The sequence below is a fragment of the Kitasatospora sp. NPDC001095 genome, assembly GCF_053598615.1.
In genome coordinates this window covers 1-14,287 of record NZ_JBSFKQ010000016.1, presented here as the reverse complement: position 1 = coordinate 14,287, position 14,287 = coordinate 1, and the positions used below count along the sequence as shown (strand labels likewise).

The window sequence follows — 14,287 nt, the reverse complement described above, 5'->3', positions numbered from 1 at the left end:
GGACGGGCGGGCCGTCCTCGTCGGCGGCCGGTGTCCGTGGCCGCCGGAGGTGTCGGTGGGTCGGTCCTGTCGGGTCGGGACGGCGGGTGCGCCCGTTCCGAAAGGTCGCGGGTGACGGCGCAGCGAAGGCGAATCGCCACCTGGTGCGGGTTCGTGGGGAAACGTCCCGGTACAGGAAATGTATCGGGCTCGAACCACCTTGCCCAATACGCCGGAAGAGTGAATGCGCGGCACGTACGGAAATCGGCCCCCGCCGGGCGGTGGGGGCCGATTTCCTTGCGCGGCGGGTCAGTTGTCGTTGTTGACCTTGGTGTACGCCGCGCTGTAGCCGGTCGGGCAGTACAGGGTGTCGCTGCCGTTGCCCATGTGCCAGGACCCGATGACCGTCGTCTGGTTGCCCTTGACGTTGTCGTTGTTGCAGACCAGCACCAGCTGCCAGTGGTTCTTCGTGGCGGTGGTCTGGCAGCTCACCGATCCCCAGTTCGCGCCCTGGGTGGTGCTGCAGTACGAGGTCGCCGACGCCCCCGGAGCCGCCATCACCCCGGCTGCCACCAGCAGTGCCGCACCGGTCCCCAGAGCCGCAATCCGTCGCATGGCCTTCTCCTTCGTCGCGTCTCGGACAACGTTGCGGTCAGCATGCCGGGTTCGTGATCGGTTGTATCCACCGGCGACACGAATGGCCGAGACGGGCCCCTGCGGACAGTGCGATGATCTTTCACTGAACACGGGTCAGAAAGTGAGCAAAAAAGACATGCAACCGACGTTCGTACTGGTCCACGGAGCTTTCGCGAGCTCCTTCTCCTTCGCGCCGCTCCAGGCCGAACTCGGCCTCCTGGGGCACCGTTCCGTCGCCGTCGACCTGCCCGGGCACGGGTTCGCCGCGACGTACCCGCGCGCCTACCAGGCGCCGCAGGACCTCGAGGGGCTCGCCGCCGCGCCGGGGGCCATCAAGGGCGTGACGCTCGCCGACAACGTCGCGCACCTGGTCGGGATACTGGAGCGGGCCAAGCGCAACGGGCCCGTCGTCCTGGTCTCCCACAGCCGCGGCGGCCTGACGGCCACCGTCGCGGCCAACCGGCGGCCCGACCTGATCGACCGCATCGTCTACGTGTCCGCCTGGGCCCCCGTCGACCTCGATGTCGGCGCCTACTACGCCGAGCCCGAGATGGCCGCGGTCGACGCCGCGGGAATGGCGGCGGCGATGGTCGGGAACCCTGCCGAACTGGGGCTGCTGCGCTCCAACTTCCGCACCGCCGACCCCTCCGTCCTCGCGGCGTTCAAGGCGGCCTTCCTCGCCGACGGGACGGACGACGAGTTCCTGGTCCTCCTCAACACCTTCCAGCCCGACGAGAACCTCGACGCCGGCACGCCCGAGGACCGGGCGCAGGCCGACACCTGGGGACGGATCCCCCGGACGTACGTGCGGCTGACCGAGGACGCCGGCATACCGCTCGCCATGCAGGACCGGATGATCCGCGAGGGCGACGAGCTGACGCCGGAGAACCGGTACGACGTCCGCACGCTCACCGGCAGCCACCTGAAGTGGCTGGTCGACCCGGCGCCGGCGGCCCGCGTCCTGGCGGAGGTCGCCGCGCTGCTGCCCGCCGGATGACCTCACGGCGCTTGACCTGACGGCTGCCGAACACGCGCGGGCGCCCGGCCGGGGGAGGAAGTCCCGGCCGGGCGCCCGTCGGTCAGGCCCGTCAGTCAGGGGTCGGGGCGATCAGAGGCCCCTGATCGTCCAGTACACGGCGGCGTTGTTGCCGCTGCCCCCGCTCTGCGCGAACCCGAACATCGGGTCGGAACCCGCGGTGTCGTAGCCGTTGCTGCCGACGTACGGGTTGTTCCAGTGGAGCTGGACGCGCTTGCCGTTGAGCCCCGGGTTCCCGCAGTTCGCCGCGTCGTAGATGACGTGGCCCTCGGTGCCGGTCATGAAGCCGTTGCTCTCGGACTGCCAGCGTCCGGTCTTTCCGTCGCTGATGATGGGGTCCGGAGCCGTCGTCCAGATGCCGTGGTCCAGCCAGTTGTTCTGCAGGCGCAGTTCGCAGCCCGTCCAGTTGACCACCAGGACCTCCGTGCTGCGCGCCGCGCTCAGCAGCTGCGTCTGCTCCTGGGCGGGCTGCTGCTGAGCGGTGGCCGCGCCGGCCGGGGCCGCCGCCGTGAACAGCGCGGCGGCGACGCCGGCCGCGGCCAGGGTCGCTCGGACCAGGGACTTCCGCTGTGCCATCGGGTGTTCCTCTCGCTCTGGGACCGCGTCGGTGCGGTCTCCTGCTCGAAGCCTCGGGCGCACCCGTCGACAGATGGTCGACAGCCTGTTGACAGGTGATGGACAAGCGGTCGGTGGGGCCCGGATGAGCCGCCCTGACCAGGGGCGATGCGGCCGGTAAAATGCCCCGGGGGATTTTTCGCGGGTGGAGGGGGACGGCCGGTGGGTGGTTTACGGTTCGCGGTGCTGGGGCCGCTGCGGGGGTGGCGGGACGGCGGTGAGCTGGCGCTCGGCTCGCCGCAGCAGCGGAGCCTGCTGCTCGCGCTGCTGCTGAGGGCCAACCACCCCGTGTCGGCCGGCCAGCTCGTCGACGACCTGTGGGGCGAGGAGCCGCCCGCCAAGCCGTCCGCCGTGATCCGCACCTACGTCCACCGCCTGCGCCGCGTCCTGGGGCCCGACGCGCCGAGCACGCTCAGCGGCGGCTACCTGCTCACCGTGGACGCCGGGGCGCTGGACACCCACCGCCTCGAGGAGCTCGTCGGCGAGGCGAAGGCGCTGCGCGCCGCCGGGGAGCACGCCCGCGCCGCCGCCGCGCTCCGCTCGGCGCTGGCCCTGTGGCAGGGCGAGCCGATGGCCGCGCTGCCCGGCCCGTACGCGGAGCGGCAGCGCGGGGAGTGGGCCGAACGCCGGGTGACCGTCCTGGAGTCGTGTCTGGCGGCCGAGGTCGAGGCCGGGCCGTCCGGCGAGGTCGTCGCCGAACTGACCGCGGTCACGGCCGAACACCCGCTGCGGGAACGGTTCTGCGAACTGCTGATGCTCGCCCTCTACCGCACCGGCCGGCAGGCCGAGGCCCTGGGCGCGTACCGCGCCACGGACCGGCGGCTGCGCGAGCAGCTCGGCGTCAGCGCCGGGCCCGGTCTGCGCGAGCTGCAGCGCCGGATCCTGGCGGCCGACGCCGCCCTCCTGGCGCCCGCGCCGCCCCGGCCCGCCGCCACCACCGGCGCCACCGCGGCCGCCACCGGTGCCACCACCGCGCCCCGCCCGCCGTACCGGGCGCCGGTGCGGCCGACCCAGGTCCCCGCCGACCTCGCCGACTTCACCGGCCGCGAGACGCAGACCGAGGCGCTGCGGGCCGTCCTGCTCGCCCCCCGCACCGTGCCCGTGGCGGTCGTGGCGGGCCTGGGCGGCGTGGGCAAGACGGCGCTGGCCGTGCACGTCGCGCACGGGCTGGCCGCCGACTTCCCCGACGGCCAGCTCTACCTCGACCTGCACGGGGCCGACGGCCGCCCGACCCGGCCCGAGGAGGTGCTGGGCGTCTTCCTGCGCTCCCTCGGCGTGCCGGCCGACGGGCTGGCCTCCGGGCTCGCCGAACGCTCCGCCCAGTTCCGCTCGCTGCTCTCCGAGCGGCGCGTGCTCGTCGTCCTCGACAACGCCCGGGACGCCGAGCAGATCAGGCCGCTGCTGCCCGGGCGGCCCGGCTGCGCCGTCCTCGTCACCAGCCGGGCCCGGCTCGGTTCGCTGCCCAACGCGCAGGTCGTCGAGCTGACCGCGTTCGCCCCTCGGGAGGCCCTCGGCCTGCTCGGCCAGGTGATCGGCGAGCAGCGGCTGCGGGCCGAGCAGGACACGGCGGCGGAACTCGTCCGGCTCTGCGGCCACCTCCCGCTGGCCGTGCGCATCCTCGCCGCGCGCCTGGCCTGCCGGCCCGGCTGGGCCATGGAGCGGCTGCTCGACAAGCTGTCCGGGAACCTCCGCCGGCTGGACGTGCTGCGCGCCGGGGACCTCGCCGTCGAGCCGGCGTTCCGCTTCGGCTACGACCAGCTGACGCCCGAACAGGCCCGTGCCTTCCGGCTGTTGGCGGTGCCGGAGGTGCCCGACCTGTCGCCGGGCGCGGTCGCGGCGGTGCTCAACGTACCCGAGCACGAGGCCGAGGAGCTGGCCGAGTCGCTGGTCGACTGCTCGATGCTGGAGACGGCGCCGCCGGACCGCTACCGGTACCACGACCTGCTGCGCTCCTTCGCCCAGCGGCTCGCCCCGGAGGCGGAGGCGGACGGGCAGGTGCGGGGCGAGGAGGACCGCCCGGCGGCCGTGCTCACCCGCCTGGTGGCCCGTCAGCACGCGGAGACCGTCGCGGCGCTCGGCCCGTCCGCGGCCCGCGCCGCCCTGCCCGAGGCGGGGGCCGGCGCCGGCCCCCGCACGGTGGCGCCGCCCGGCGGCGTCGACTACCGGGGCGTCGGCGCGCTGGTCGGCCAGTACGCCGGGCTCCCCGAACCGCCCCGGCTCGACCTGGCGGCCGAACTGCTGCTCGGCTGCAGCCTGTTGTGCGAGACCGGGCAGGCCACCCGGCCGCTCGGGCACGCGGCCAAGATCCTGCTCCAGGCCGCCGTCCGGGCGGGCGACCGGACGGCCGAGGTCAGGGCCAGGCTGGTGCTCGGACGGCTGCTGACCGAGGTCGGCTCCGAGCCCGCCGCCCTCGCCGAGCTGCTCAGGACCCGCGACCTGTGCGCCGCCGACGGCCTGCCGGGGCCGCTGCTCGCCCTGGCCCACGCCGCGCTGGGCGCCCTGTTCGTCCAGGTCGGCCGGCCGGGCGACGCGCTCGGCGGCTTCACGGCGGCGATCTCGGTCTGGGAGCGGCTCGGCGACCAGCGCTCGGTGGCGGCCGAACTGCTCAACCTGGCGGGCGCGTTCACCGAACTCGGCCGGTACGACGCGGCGGTGCGCGTGGTCGACCAGTCCCTGCTGATCTGCCACCGGCTCGCCGACTACGAGCTGCAGGCGCTCGCCCTGGACTCGCTGGGGACGATCGCCCACGACCGCGGCGAGTTCGAGCAGGCCCTGCGCCACCACCGCAACGCCCTGTCCCTGCTGCGGCCGGACGACCGGCGCCGTACGGGCCGCACCCTGCTGCGGCTCACCGAGTCGCTGCGCGCCGTGGGCCGCGGCGCGGAGGCGGTGGCGGCGGCCGGGCGGGCGGTGGAGGTGCTGACCCTCGACGGCGACCGCCGGGGGCGGGGGCTGGCGCTGGCGGCGCTCGGCGACGCGCTCGCCGAGAGCGGCACCGCACCGGACGAGGCCCTGGCGCGCCGGTCGGAGGCCTACGACATCCTGGCCTCCATCGGCTCCCCCGAGGCCAACCGGCTGCGCGCCCTGATCAGCCCCGGCGGGCCCGTCGTGCGGCCGCGCCGGCAGTGGCCGTCCTGGCTTCCGGCGTGACCCGTCGGCCGGCCCGGCCGGCGGTCGGCGGTCGCCGGCTCAGCGGCGGCTCAGCTGATCGTCCACAGCTGGTTCTGGGCGCCGGTGCAGTCCGCCCCGTGGGTGCCCACGCCGATGCCCTCGGACGTCAGGCACAGCCGGGTGCCGACGTTGTAGATCCGGTAGCCGCCCGGGACCGGCTCGATGTCCCAGACCTGGTTCCAGACGGCCGGCGGGCTCGACCAGATCTGCACCTGCCTGCTCGTGCGGTCCTGGTCCAGCACCTTGGTGAAGTTGCTGGAGGCGTTGCGCAGGTAGTACATCCCCTCCGCGACCTTGTCCAGCCGCCACAGCTGCGCCGAGGTGCCGTTGACGACGTAGGTGCCGACCATGTTGCCGTCCACGTCCGCGGACTGGTAGTTGTCCAACGCGCCGTTGGCACCGGCGATCTGCGCCAGGGCGGGCAGCTGCGGCCTCGGCTGCGCCGTGGGCGGCACGGACGGCGGCGGCGTCCCGGTCGCGGTCGCGGTGGGCGGGGCCGGTTCGCCGGTGGCGGGCCGGTCCGGGGCGGAGGGGCTCGGCGCGGGCGGAACGGGGTTCTGACCAGCGGCGGGTGCGGCCGGGGGCGGGGCGGGGCTCCGGCCGGGTACGGCGGGAGCCGGGGCGGCGGGCAGGGCGGCGAGCGGGACGGTGGGCGGGGCGGCGAGGGGCGATCCGGTGGGCGTTTCGGGCCCGGCGGCGGGTGCGGGGCTCTGGCCCTCTCCGGCCGACGGTGCGGGGGCCGCCGCCTGCTGGGCGCTCGGGCGGGCCGCCTCCACCAGCGCGACCGGCTCCGGCACCGGGGGCTGGGCGACGGCGCCGTGCGGCGCCCGGCCGGGCCGCACCACCGTGGCCCCGGCGGCCCCGGCCACGCACAGCAGGGTCAGCGCCGTCAGCCCGGCCAGCGTCCGCAGGCGGCGTCCGGCCCGCGGCGGGCGTACGGCGGCAGGCCGGGTCCGGGCCTGGGCCTGGGCCTGGGTCCGGGTCTGGGTCCGGGTCCGGTCCGGAACCGGCGAGGGCGTCCCCTCGACCGCCCCCTCGACCGCCGCGAGGGCGCGCCGCACCGCCGTGGCCATCGTCGCCGCGTCCGGCCAGCGCTCGCCTGGCTCCTTGGCCATCGCCCGCTCGACCAGCGCCCACACCGGCTCGGGCACGTCCCCGGGCAGCGGCGGCACGGGCTCCGTCAGGTGCTTGAGGATCACTTCGAGGGCGGTCTCCCCCTCGTACGGGAGGTGGCCGGCCAGGCACTCGTAGAGGACCACGCCGAGCGCGTAGAGGTCGGCGGAGGCGGTGACCGTCCCGGTGGAGGCCTGTTCCGGCGCCTGGTAGGCGGCGGTGCCCAGCACCATCCCCGGGACGGTGAGCCGGGCGTCGCAGGCGGGCCGGGCGATGCCGAAGTCCGCGATCACCGTCCGGTCGCCGCGGACCATCAGGTTGGCCGGTTTGATGTCCCGGTGGACCACCCCGGACTCGTGCGCGGCCTCCAGCGCCTCCAGCACCTGCAGGGCCATCCGCAGGGCCTGCGCCGCCGGCAGGGCGCCGCCGTGTTCCAGGACGGCGCTCAGCGGCTGGCCGTCGATCAGTTCCATGACCAGGTAGCCGACCGGGCGCCGCCCGGCCGTGCCCGAGTACCCCTCGCCGTGCCCGCCGTCCTGCCCGCCGTCGTGCCCGTAGTCGTACACGCCGACGATGCCCGGGTGCCGCAGCTGCGCCATGACGCGGGCCTCGGCGTGGAAGCGCTCGGCGAAGCCGGGTTCGTCCAGCAGCGCGGGCTTCACCACCTTGACCGCCACCCGGCGGCCGAGGACCTCGTCCTCGGCGAGCCACACGTCGCCCATCGACCCGCCGCCCAGCCAGTCCACCAGCCGGTAGCGGTCGGCGAGCACGGTGCCGCGCATGCTTCTCCCTGAATCGATGAACCGAGGAACCGATGCCGAGGACCGGAGCGGATCCGGGGGCGGGCCCCGTCCCCCGGGCGCGCCCTGAGCCGGTGGCACACTCCGAGGATCATGGCACCGGCATAACGAATTACTGACTGTCCATCATAGGAATCACGCTCAACTCCGGCCATCGGTGGCCGGCAGGCCCGGACCGTGGACGGTCGGGGCCTGCGGTCGTTGCCGATGGTTCGTCACAGTTCGGCGCACTGGCCGACCTTCGGGGCCGCCGATGGTGTTGGCGAGGCCGCCGTCGACCGGGGCCGGGGTGTTGCCGGAGCATGGGGTTCGCCCCTGCCCGCTTGCGGCCTGCCCGTTCGCCCCCGCCCGCTTGCGGCCTGCCCGCTTGCCCCTGCCCCTGGGGCAGGGGGCACAGTGGCGGGCGTGCAGGAGGACATGATCACCATCGGCGAACTCGCCGCCAGGACCAGGCTCAGCCTCAAGGCCCTGCGGCTCTACGGCGCGCGGGGGCTGTTGCCGCCCGCCCTGGTCGACCCGCTCACCGGGGTGCGCCGCTACGGCCCGGCGCAGGTCGAGCGGGCCCGGCGCATCGCGCTGCTGCGCGCCGCCGGGCTGCCGCTGGCGCGGATCCCGTCGGTACTGGACGTCGACGGCGACGCCGACGAGGGCCCGGGCGAGGGCGCGGGCGCGGGCGAGCGGGCGCTGCTGGCGTACTGGCGGGAGCGGGAGTCCGAGCACGCGGCCCGCCGGGAAGCGGTGGGCTACGCCCGAGAGGTCCTGACCGGAAGGAGCACCACCATGTTCGAGATCGCCGAGCGCGACGTGCCCGAGCAGCACGTCCTGTTCGTCCGGCGGCACGTGGACGCCGCCGCGCTGCCCGGCTTCCTCGCCGAGGCCGGCGAGTCGCTGCTCGGGCGGCTGCGGGAGGTGGACGCGTGCCTGTCCGGGCCGCTGTTCGCGGTGTTCCACGGCCTGGTGGGCGAGGACTGCGACGCCCTGGTCGAGGTCTGCGCCCCCACCCCGAACGCCGTCGGCCCGCACGGCCCGTTCGGGGTGCGCATCGAGCCCGCGCACCGCGAGGCGTACACCGCCCTGCCCCGGCGGGGCTTCGCCGCGATGGCCGCCGCCCACGACGCGGTGGGCGCCTGGGTCGCCGCCCGCGGGTACCGGCGGGGCGGGCCGAACCGGGAGGTGTACTACCCGAACTGGGCGACCGCCGGGCCGGAGGAGCACGTCGCGGACGTCGCCGTGCCGCTGGCGGCGGGCCGGTAGACACCCGACCACCGTACGGATTTCTGGACTTGTGGGTCCATTTTCGGCTGCCTACCGTGCTGTGCACCCCCTCCCGAACGAGCCCCGTACAGAAAGGTGTCAGCCCATGCACGCGATCCGGATCGAGGAGCACGGCGGCCCCGAGGTCATGCGCTGGACCGAGCTGCCGGACCCGGTCCCCGGCCCCGGCGAGGCGCTGGTGCGCCTGGGCGCGGCCGGCGTCAACTACATGGACGTCGGCGCCCGCGCCGAGGGCGGCCCGGGCTGGGCGGCGCCGGCGGTGCTCGGCGCCGAGGGCATGGGCCACGTCACCGCCCTCGGCGCGGGGGTGGACGGCCTGGCCGTCGGCGACCGGGTGGCCTGGTTCTACCACCCGGGCAGCTACGCCGAGTTGCTCGCCGTCCCGGCCGCCTCGCTGGTCAAGGTGCCCGACGGGGTGCCGGACGAGGTCGCGGGCGGCCTGCTGATGCAGGGCCTGACCGCGAGCCACCTGAGCACCGAGACCTACCCGATCGCCCCGGGCGACACCGCGGTGGTGCACGCGGCGGCGGGCGGCGTCGGGCGGCTGCTCACCCAGCTGGTCAAGGCCCGCGGCGGCGACGTCATCGGCCTGGTCTCCCGCGAGGAGAAGGCCGCCGTCGCGAAGGAGGCCGGCGCCGACCACGTGCTGGTCCACTCCGGCGGCGGCTTCGAGGACCGGATCAGGGAGCTGACCGGCGGGCGCGGGGCCGACGTCGTCTACGACGGCGGCGGCGCCGACACCTTCCGCTCCTCCCAGCTGGCCCTGCGCCCGCACGGGGTGCACGCCTACTACGGCCCCTTCATGGGCGTGCCCGAGCTGCGGCCCACCGACCTGCCGAACAGCATCCTGCTCACGTACCCGGTGGTGCACCACCACGTCCCCACCCGCGAGGCGCTGGTACGGCGCGCCGGCGAGCTGTTCGACCTCGTCCTGGCGGGCCGGCTCACCGCGCAGGTCACCGGCCGCTACCCGCTGGCCGAGGCCGCCCGGGCGCACGCGGACCTGGAGTCCCGGCGCACCACCGGCAAGCTGGTCCTGCTGCCGTGAGTGCCCTCGCGAGCACGGTGAAGGAGCACGTTCCGCCGACCCGCAAGGGCGCCGCGACCAGGCGGCGCATCATCGAGGGCGCCGCGCGGGAGATCCGCGCGGAGGGCGTGTTCGCGCTGCGCCTGGAGGACGTGATGGCCCGCACCGCCACCAGCAAGAGCCAGCTGTTCCACTACTTCCCCGGCGGGAAGGACGAGCTGCTGCTGGCCGTGGCCCGCTTCGAGGCGGCCCGGGTCCTCGACGACCAGCAGCCGGAACTGGGCTCCCTCACCTCCCGGGAGGCCTGGCGGCAGTGGCGCGACAAGGTCCTCGCCCGCTACCGCGCCCAGGGCGTCGGCTGCCCGCTGCACGTGGCCCTGTCCCAGCTGGGCACCGCCACCGGCGCGGGCCGCACGGTGGCCGCCGAACTGCTGGGGCAGTGGCAGCGCCAGCTCGCCGCGGGCATCCGGCACCTGCAGGCCGGCGGGGTGGCCGCCGCCGACCTGGACGCCGAGCGGGAGGCGGCGGCGCTGCTGGCCGGGGTCCAGGGCGGAGTGCTGATCCTGATGACCACCGGCTCCACCGACCACCTGGAGGCGGCGCTGGACTCGGGCCTCGCCCGGCTCGGGCTCACGTCCTGACGGGAAGCTGACCGGGAGCTGACGGCGGGGCGCGCGTGAGCGCTCCGGAGGTGACGCAGCGGGGTCGTCTCCGTACGGACGGGCACCGCCCGGATGTGTAATGGGCCACATTCCCAGGCCTGTTGGGGCTTCGAGTGACGAGGGTCACGCCCGGCGCGCGTTCGATGCCCGCGACGGCGCCTCGTCCCGGCAGGACTGGGCGGGCGGCGATCCGGCACGGGCGAAGGGCCTGTCCGCTTCGGGACCTTGGTCGTGAATCCCCTCGACCTTCGGCCCGGTGGCGGCCCCGCGGGGGCCGGGCAACCGTGGACGGTCGCCCGTTGTGACCGGGCGATGGCGCCGTCCGACGTGGGCGGCGTCTTCCCCTGCCGTCTACCCGGCGCACGGTGCGCGGTCGCGCGCCGTACGCTCCGGAGGACCCCAAGCACATGTCCCAGACCATCGACAACGCCCCGTATACCGCGTTCCACCGCAGGCTGGCCCTCGCCTGCTCAGGCGGCCCCCTGCTCGACGGCTACATCCTGAGCATCGTCGGCGTCGCCCTGATCGGGATGCGCCCGGACCTCGGACTGTCCACCGCCGAGGTCAGCCTGATCGGCGCCGCCGCCCTGGTCGGAATGTTCGTCGGCGGCGCGCTCTTCGGCGTGCTGACCGACAAGATCGGCCGGGAGGTGATGTACACCGCCGACCTGCTCGTGATGGTCGCCTGCTCGGTGCTCTCCTTCTGGGTGGACGCGGTGTGGGCGATCGCCGTGCTGCGCTTCGTGCTCGGCCTGGCCGTGGCCGCCGACTACCCCATCGCCACCTCGCTGCTCGCCGAGTGGCTGCCCACCAAGCACCGCGGCCGGCTGCTCGGCAAGCAGATCATCGCCTGGTACGCCGGCTCCGTGCTCGCCTACGTGGTGGGCTACCTCTTCCTGGAGCTGGCCGGGCCGGGCAGCTGGCGGTGGATGCTGGCGAGCTCCACGGTGCTGTGCGTGGTGTTCCTGGTGATCCGGCGCGGCTCCCCGGAGTCGCCGCGCTGGCTGGCCGCCAACGGACGGGTCGGCGACGCGGTGCGCGTGGTCGAGAAGCACCTGGGCGTGCGCGTGGACGGCCGGGAACTGATGCCCGACCCGGCCGAGCGCGGCCGCCCCGCCGGACTGCGCCTGCTGATGACCCAGCCCTACCGGCGCCGCACCCTGTTCTGCGGCCTGTTCTTCCTGTGCCAGGTCGGCCCGCTGTTCGCGATGCTCACCTTCGGCCCACAGATCCTCTCCTCCTTCGGCATGCCCGGCGGCACCGTGATGGAGACCCTGGGCACCGGCCTGATCAGCATGGTCTTCCTGCTCGGCTGCTACCCGGCGCTGCGCCTGATCGACACCCGCGGGCGCCGGCCCGTCATCATCTGGTCCTTCGCGCTGATGACCGTCCCGCTGGCGCTGCTGGGCGTGTGGCCCACCGCCCCGGCCGCCGTCGCGCTGCTGGCGCTGTGCGCGTACGCCTTCCTGTGCGGCGGGCCGAACGTGCTCGACTGGACGTACCCCAACGAGCTGTTCCCGACCGAGATCCGGGCCACCGCGGTGGGCGTCGCCACCTCGGTCAGCCGGATCGGCGCGGCCGTCGGCACCTACCTGCTGCCGCTGTCGCTGACCGGTCTGGGCACCGGCCCGACCATGCTGATCGCGGCCGGGACCACGGCGGTCGGGCTGCTGGTCTGCGTCATGTGGGCCGAGGAGACCCGGGGCACCGCCCTCGGCGCCTCCCCCGCCACCGTCGGCGCGGCCGCGGGTGCCGCGGGTGCGCCGCGCGCCGCCCGGGGCGCCGTCCCGAGCCAGCGCGTCCCGCAGACGGCGCGCTGACGGCCGGCTGACTGCTCGTACGGCATCGACGGCGCCGCCCGGGGAACCGGGCGGCGCCGTCCGGCGTCCCGGGGCGCCGACTCCCGCCCCGCCCCGGGGCCCTCCGGAGAGCGCGCCAATGGCAGCGCCACCCGACGCCACCGGGCGCGCGCCGACTCCCGCACCCCACAAACGTCAGGCCAGGTCGCCGCGTTCGCGCAGCAGTGGCAGGAGGTGGTCGCGGACGGCGGGGGCCAGGCGCAGGGTGTCGTCGCGGCCGTCGGTCCAGCGCAGGTCGGCGAGTTCGGCGGCGGGGACGGGCTCGCGGTCCAGGGTGGCGGTGAAGACGGTCATCAGCATGGGCACGCCTTCGAGGGCGGCGGTGGCGCGGATGTCGGTGAGGTGGCGGGGATCGACCGGGGCCGCGCCGAGTTCCTCGCCCAGTTCGCGGGCGAGTGCCTGGAGGGCGTCCTCGCCGGGGTCGGGCTTGCCGCCGGGCAGGTAGAAGACCTCGGGGGCGGCCTGCTTGCTGACGACCAGGAGCCGGCCTTCCTGGACGATCGCGGCGGCGGCGACGGTGAGCGGGGCGGTCGGGGCGTCCGGGGTGCTGGTGGCTGCGGAGTCGATCACGGGATTGATTCTCGCAGGTGGGAGGTGGTGCCGACGGAGCACCCTTGCAGGTCCCTGCGCGCGCAATTATTGTCTGCGATTGTAAGTGCAGCTGCAAAAGTTGCATGCTCTCCCCTTCGCATTGGCGCCGACCCCATCGGGAGTCCGACATGAGCACCTCCCTCTTCGCCCCGTTCACCCTGCGGTCCCTGACCGTCCCCAACCGGATCTGGATGCCGGCGATGTGCCAGTACAGCGCCGTCCCGGACGGGGACGCGGCCGGTGTCCCGACCGACTGGCACTTCGCCCACCTCGCGGCCCGCGCCGCCGGCGGCACCGGGCTGATCATCACCGAGGCCACCGCGGTCAGCCCCGATGGGCGCATCACCCCGTACGACCTCGGCATCTGGAGCGACGAGCAGGTCGCGGCCTTCCGCCGGATCACCTCCTTCCTGAAGAGCCAGGGCACCGTCCCAGCGATCCAGCTCGCCCACGCCGGCCGCAAGGGGTCCACCGAGCGCACCTGGGTCGACCGCGGGCGTCCCGTCAGCCCGGACGAGGAGCACGGCTGGACCCCGGTCGGCCCCAGCGCCGAGGCCTTCTCCCCCGCCCACACCACGCCGGACGAGCTGACCGAGGAACAGATCGGCGAGATCGTCCGGCAGTTCGCCGACGCCGCCCGGCGCGCGCTCGACGCCGGCTTCCAGGTCGCCGAGGTCCACGGCGCCCACGGCTACCTGGTCCACCAGTTCCTCTCCCCCGCGGCCAACCACCGCACCGACGGCTACGGCGGCTCCTTCGAGGGGCGCATCCGCTTCGCGCTGGAGGTCGTCGACGCCGTCCGCTCGGTGTGGCCCGAGGACCTGCCGGTCTTCTTCCGCGTCTCCGCGACCGACTGGATCACCGAGAACCCGCAGGACGGCCGGGAGGGATGGACCTCGCAGGACACCGTCCGCCTCGCCAAGGAGCTCCAGGCCCACGGCGTCGACCTGCTCGACGTCTCCACCGGCGGCATCGTCCCCGACGCACGCATCGAGGCCGGGCCCGGCTTCCAGGTGCCCTTCGCCGAGGCCGTGCGCCGCGGGACCGACCTGCCGGTCGCCACCGTCGGCCTGATCACCGACCCCGCCCAGGCCCAGGCCATCCTCACCGAAGGCCGCGCCGACGCCGTCCTGATCGGCCGCGAACTGCTCCGCAACCCCTACTGGGCCCGCCACGCCGCCACCACCCTCGACGTCGAGGTCCCCACCCCCGCCCCGTACCACCTCGCCTGACCCCCGCGAGCCCCCGGCGCAGGAGGCCGACCACCTCGGCCTCCTGCGCCGCGATGGCCACGCCCGTACCGCCTGCTGCCAGGGCCAGCAGGCCCGCCACTGGCAGCCGGGCTTGTCCGCATCGCAGGCCACGCCCGGCCAGTTCGGCGCGCACCTCCTCCCGAGCCCGTCGTACAGCCGGAGCGGCAGCAGCATCCAATGCCACGAAGTTAAGGACTGGGCGGCGGTGTCAAGGGTGCGCGAGATAAGGGAAGTGCCTCTGCTATTCAGGGGATCGACCAAGATCTTCCT

General features: G+C 74.9%; 11 protein-coding genes. 7 read left to right on the top strand and 4 right to left on the bottom strand.

Annotated features, from left to right (window positions below; genetic code table 11):
* Positions 1-288 precede the first annotated feature (288 nt).
* Complete coding sequence (locus tag ACWDBB_RS16440) at positions 289-594, bottom strand: hypothetical protein (RefSeq protein WP_449790231.1); 306 nt, start codon at positions 592-594, stop codon at positions 289-291.
* Positions 595-751: 157 nt separating this feature from the next.
* Between ACWDBB_RS16440 and ACWDBB_RS16435 the strand changes: the two genes are divergently transcribed.
* The gene (locus ACWDBB_RS16435) at positions 752-1,612 is read left to right on the top strand and encodes an alpha/beta fold hydrolase (RefSeq protein ID WP_449790230.1); all 861 of its coding nucleotides are present in this window, start codon (positions 752-754) and stop codon (positions 1,610-1,612) included.
* A 111-nt stretch (positions 1,613-1,723) separates the two neighbouring features.
* Here the strand turns inward: ACWDBB_RS16435 and ACWDBB_RS16430 are convergent, their stop codons facing one another.
* A complete protein-coding gene (locus ACWDBB_RS16430) occupies positions 1,724-2,227 on the bottom strand; it encodes a hypothetical protein (RefSeq protein ID WP_449790229.1) in 504 nt (167 codons plus the stop codon).
* Positions 2,228-2,428: 201 nt separating this feature from the next.
* Here ACWDBB_RS16430 and ACWDBB_RS16425 point away from each other — a divergent pair, with 201 nt between their 5' ends.
* Positions 2,429-5,416: an AfsR/SARP family transcriptional regulator gene (locus ACWDBB_RS16425; RefSeq protein WP_449790228.1), complete on the top strand. Its 2,988-nt coding sequence runs from the start codon at positions 2,429-2,431 to the stop codon at positions 5,414-5,416.
* Positions 5,417-5,466: 50 nt separating this feature from the next.
* On the opposite strand, the gene ACWDBB_RS16420 is transcribed toward ACWDBB_RS16425, so the two are convergent.
* A complete protein-coding gene (locus ACWDBB_RS16420) occupies positions 5,467-7,332 on the bottom strand; it encodes a protein kinase domain-containing protein (RefSeq protein WP_449790227.1) in 1,866 nt (621 codons plus the stop codon).
* A 423-nt stretch (positions 7,333-7,755) separates the two neighbouring features.
* On the opposite strand from ACWDBB_RS16420, the gene ACWDBB_RS16415 reads away from it, so the two are divergent.
* From ACWDBB_RS16415 to ACWDBB_RS16400, 4 genes are all read left to right on the top strand, one after another.
* Positions 7,756-8,604: a MerR family transcriptional regulator gene (locus ACWDBB_RS16415; RefSeq protein WP_449790226.1), complete on the top strand. Its 849-nt coding sequence runs from the start codon at positions 7,756-7,758 to the stop codon at positions 8,602-8,604.
* A 106-nt stretch (positions 8,605-8,710) separates the two neighbouring features.
* The gene (locus tag ACWDBB_RS16410) at positions 8,711-9,673 is read left to right on the top strand and encodes a quinone oxidoreductase family protein (RefSeq protein WP_449790225.1); all 963 of its coding nucleotides are present in this window, start codon (positions 8,711-8,713) and stop codon (positions 9,671-9,673) included.
* Complete coding sequence (locus ACWDBB_RS16405) at positions 9,670-10,293, top strand: TetR/AcrR family transcriptional regulator (protein ID WP_449790224.1); 624 nt, start codon at positions 9,670-9,672, stop codon at positions 10,291-10,293. The genes ACWDBB_RS16410 and ACWDBB_RS16405 overlap by 4 nt, the downstream gene beginning before the upstream one ends.
* A gap of 428 nt (positions 10,294-10,721) precedes the next feature.
* Positions 10,722-12,134 carry an MFS transporter gene (locus ACWDBB_RS16400; RefSeq protein ID WP_449790223.1) on the top strand — a complete coding sequence of 471 codons (1,413 nt, stop codon included), beginning with the start codon at positions 10,722-10,724 and terminating at the stop codon, positions 12,132-12,134.
* Positions 12,135-12,308: 174 nt separating this feature from the next.
* On the opposite strand, the gene ACWDBB_RS16395 is transcribed toward ACWDBB_RS16400, so the two are convergent.
* On the bottom strand, positions 12,309-12,743 hold the full coding sequence (locus ACWDBB_RS16395; RefSeq protein WP_449790222.1) for an NUDIX hydrolase: 435 nt from the start codon (positions 12,741-12,743) through the stop codon (positions 12,309-12,311).
* Positions 12,744-12,892: 149 nt separating this feature from the next.
* Between ACWDBB_RS16395 and ACWDBB_RS16390 the strand changes: the two genes are divergently transcribed.
* Complete coding sequence (locus ACWDBB_RS16390) at positions 12,893-13,996, top strand: NADH:flavin oxidoreductase/NADH oxidase (RefSeq protein WP_449790221.1); 1,104 nt, start codon at positions 12,893-12,895, stop codon at positions 13,994-13,996.
* Positions 13,997-14,287: the final 291 nt, after the last annotated feature.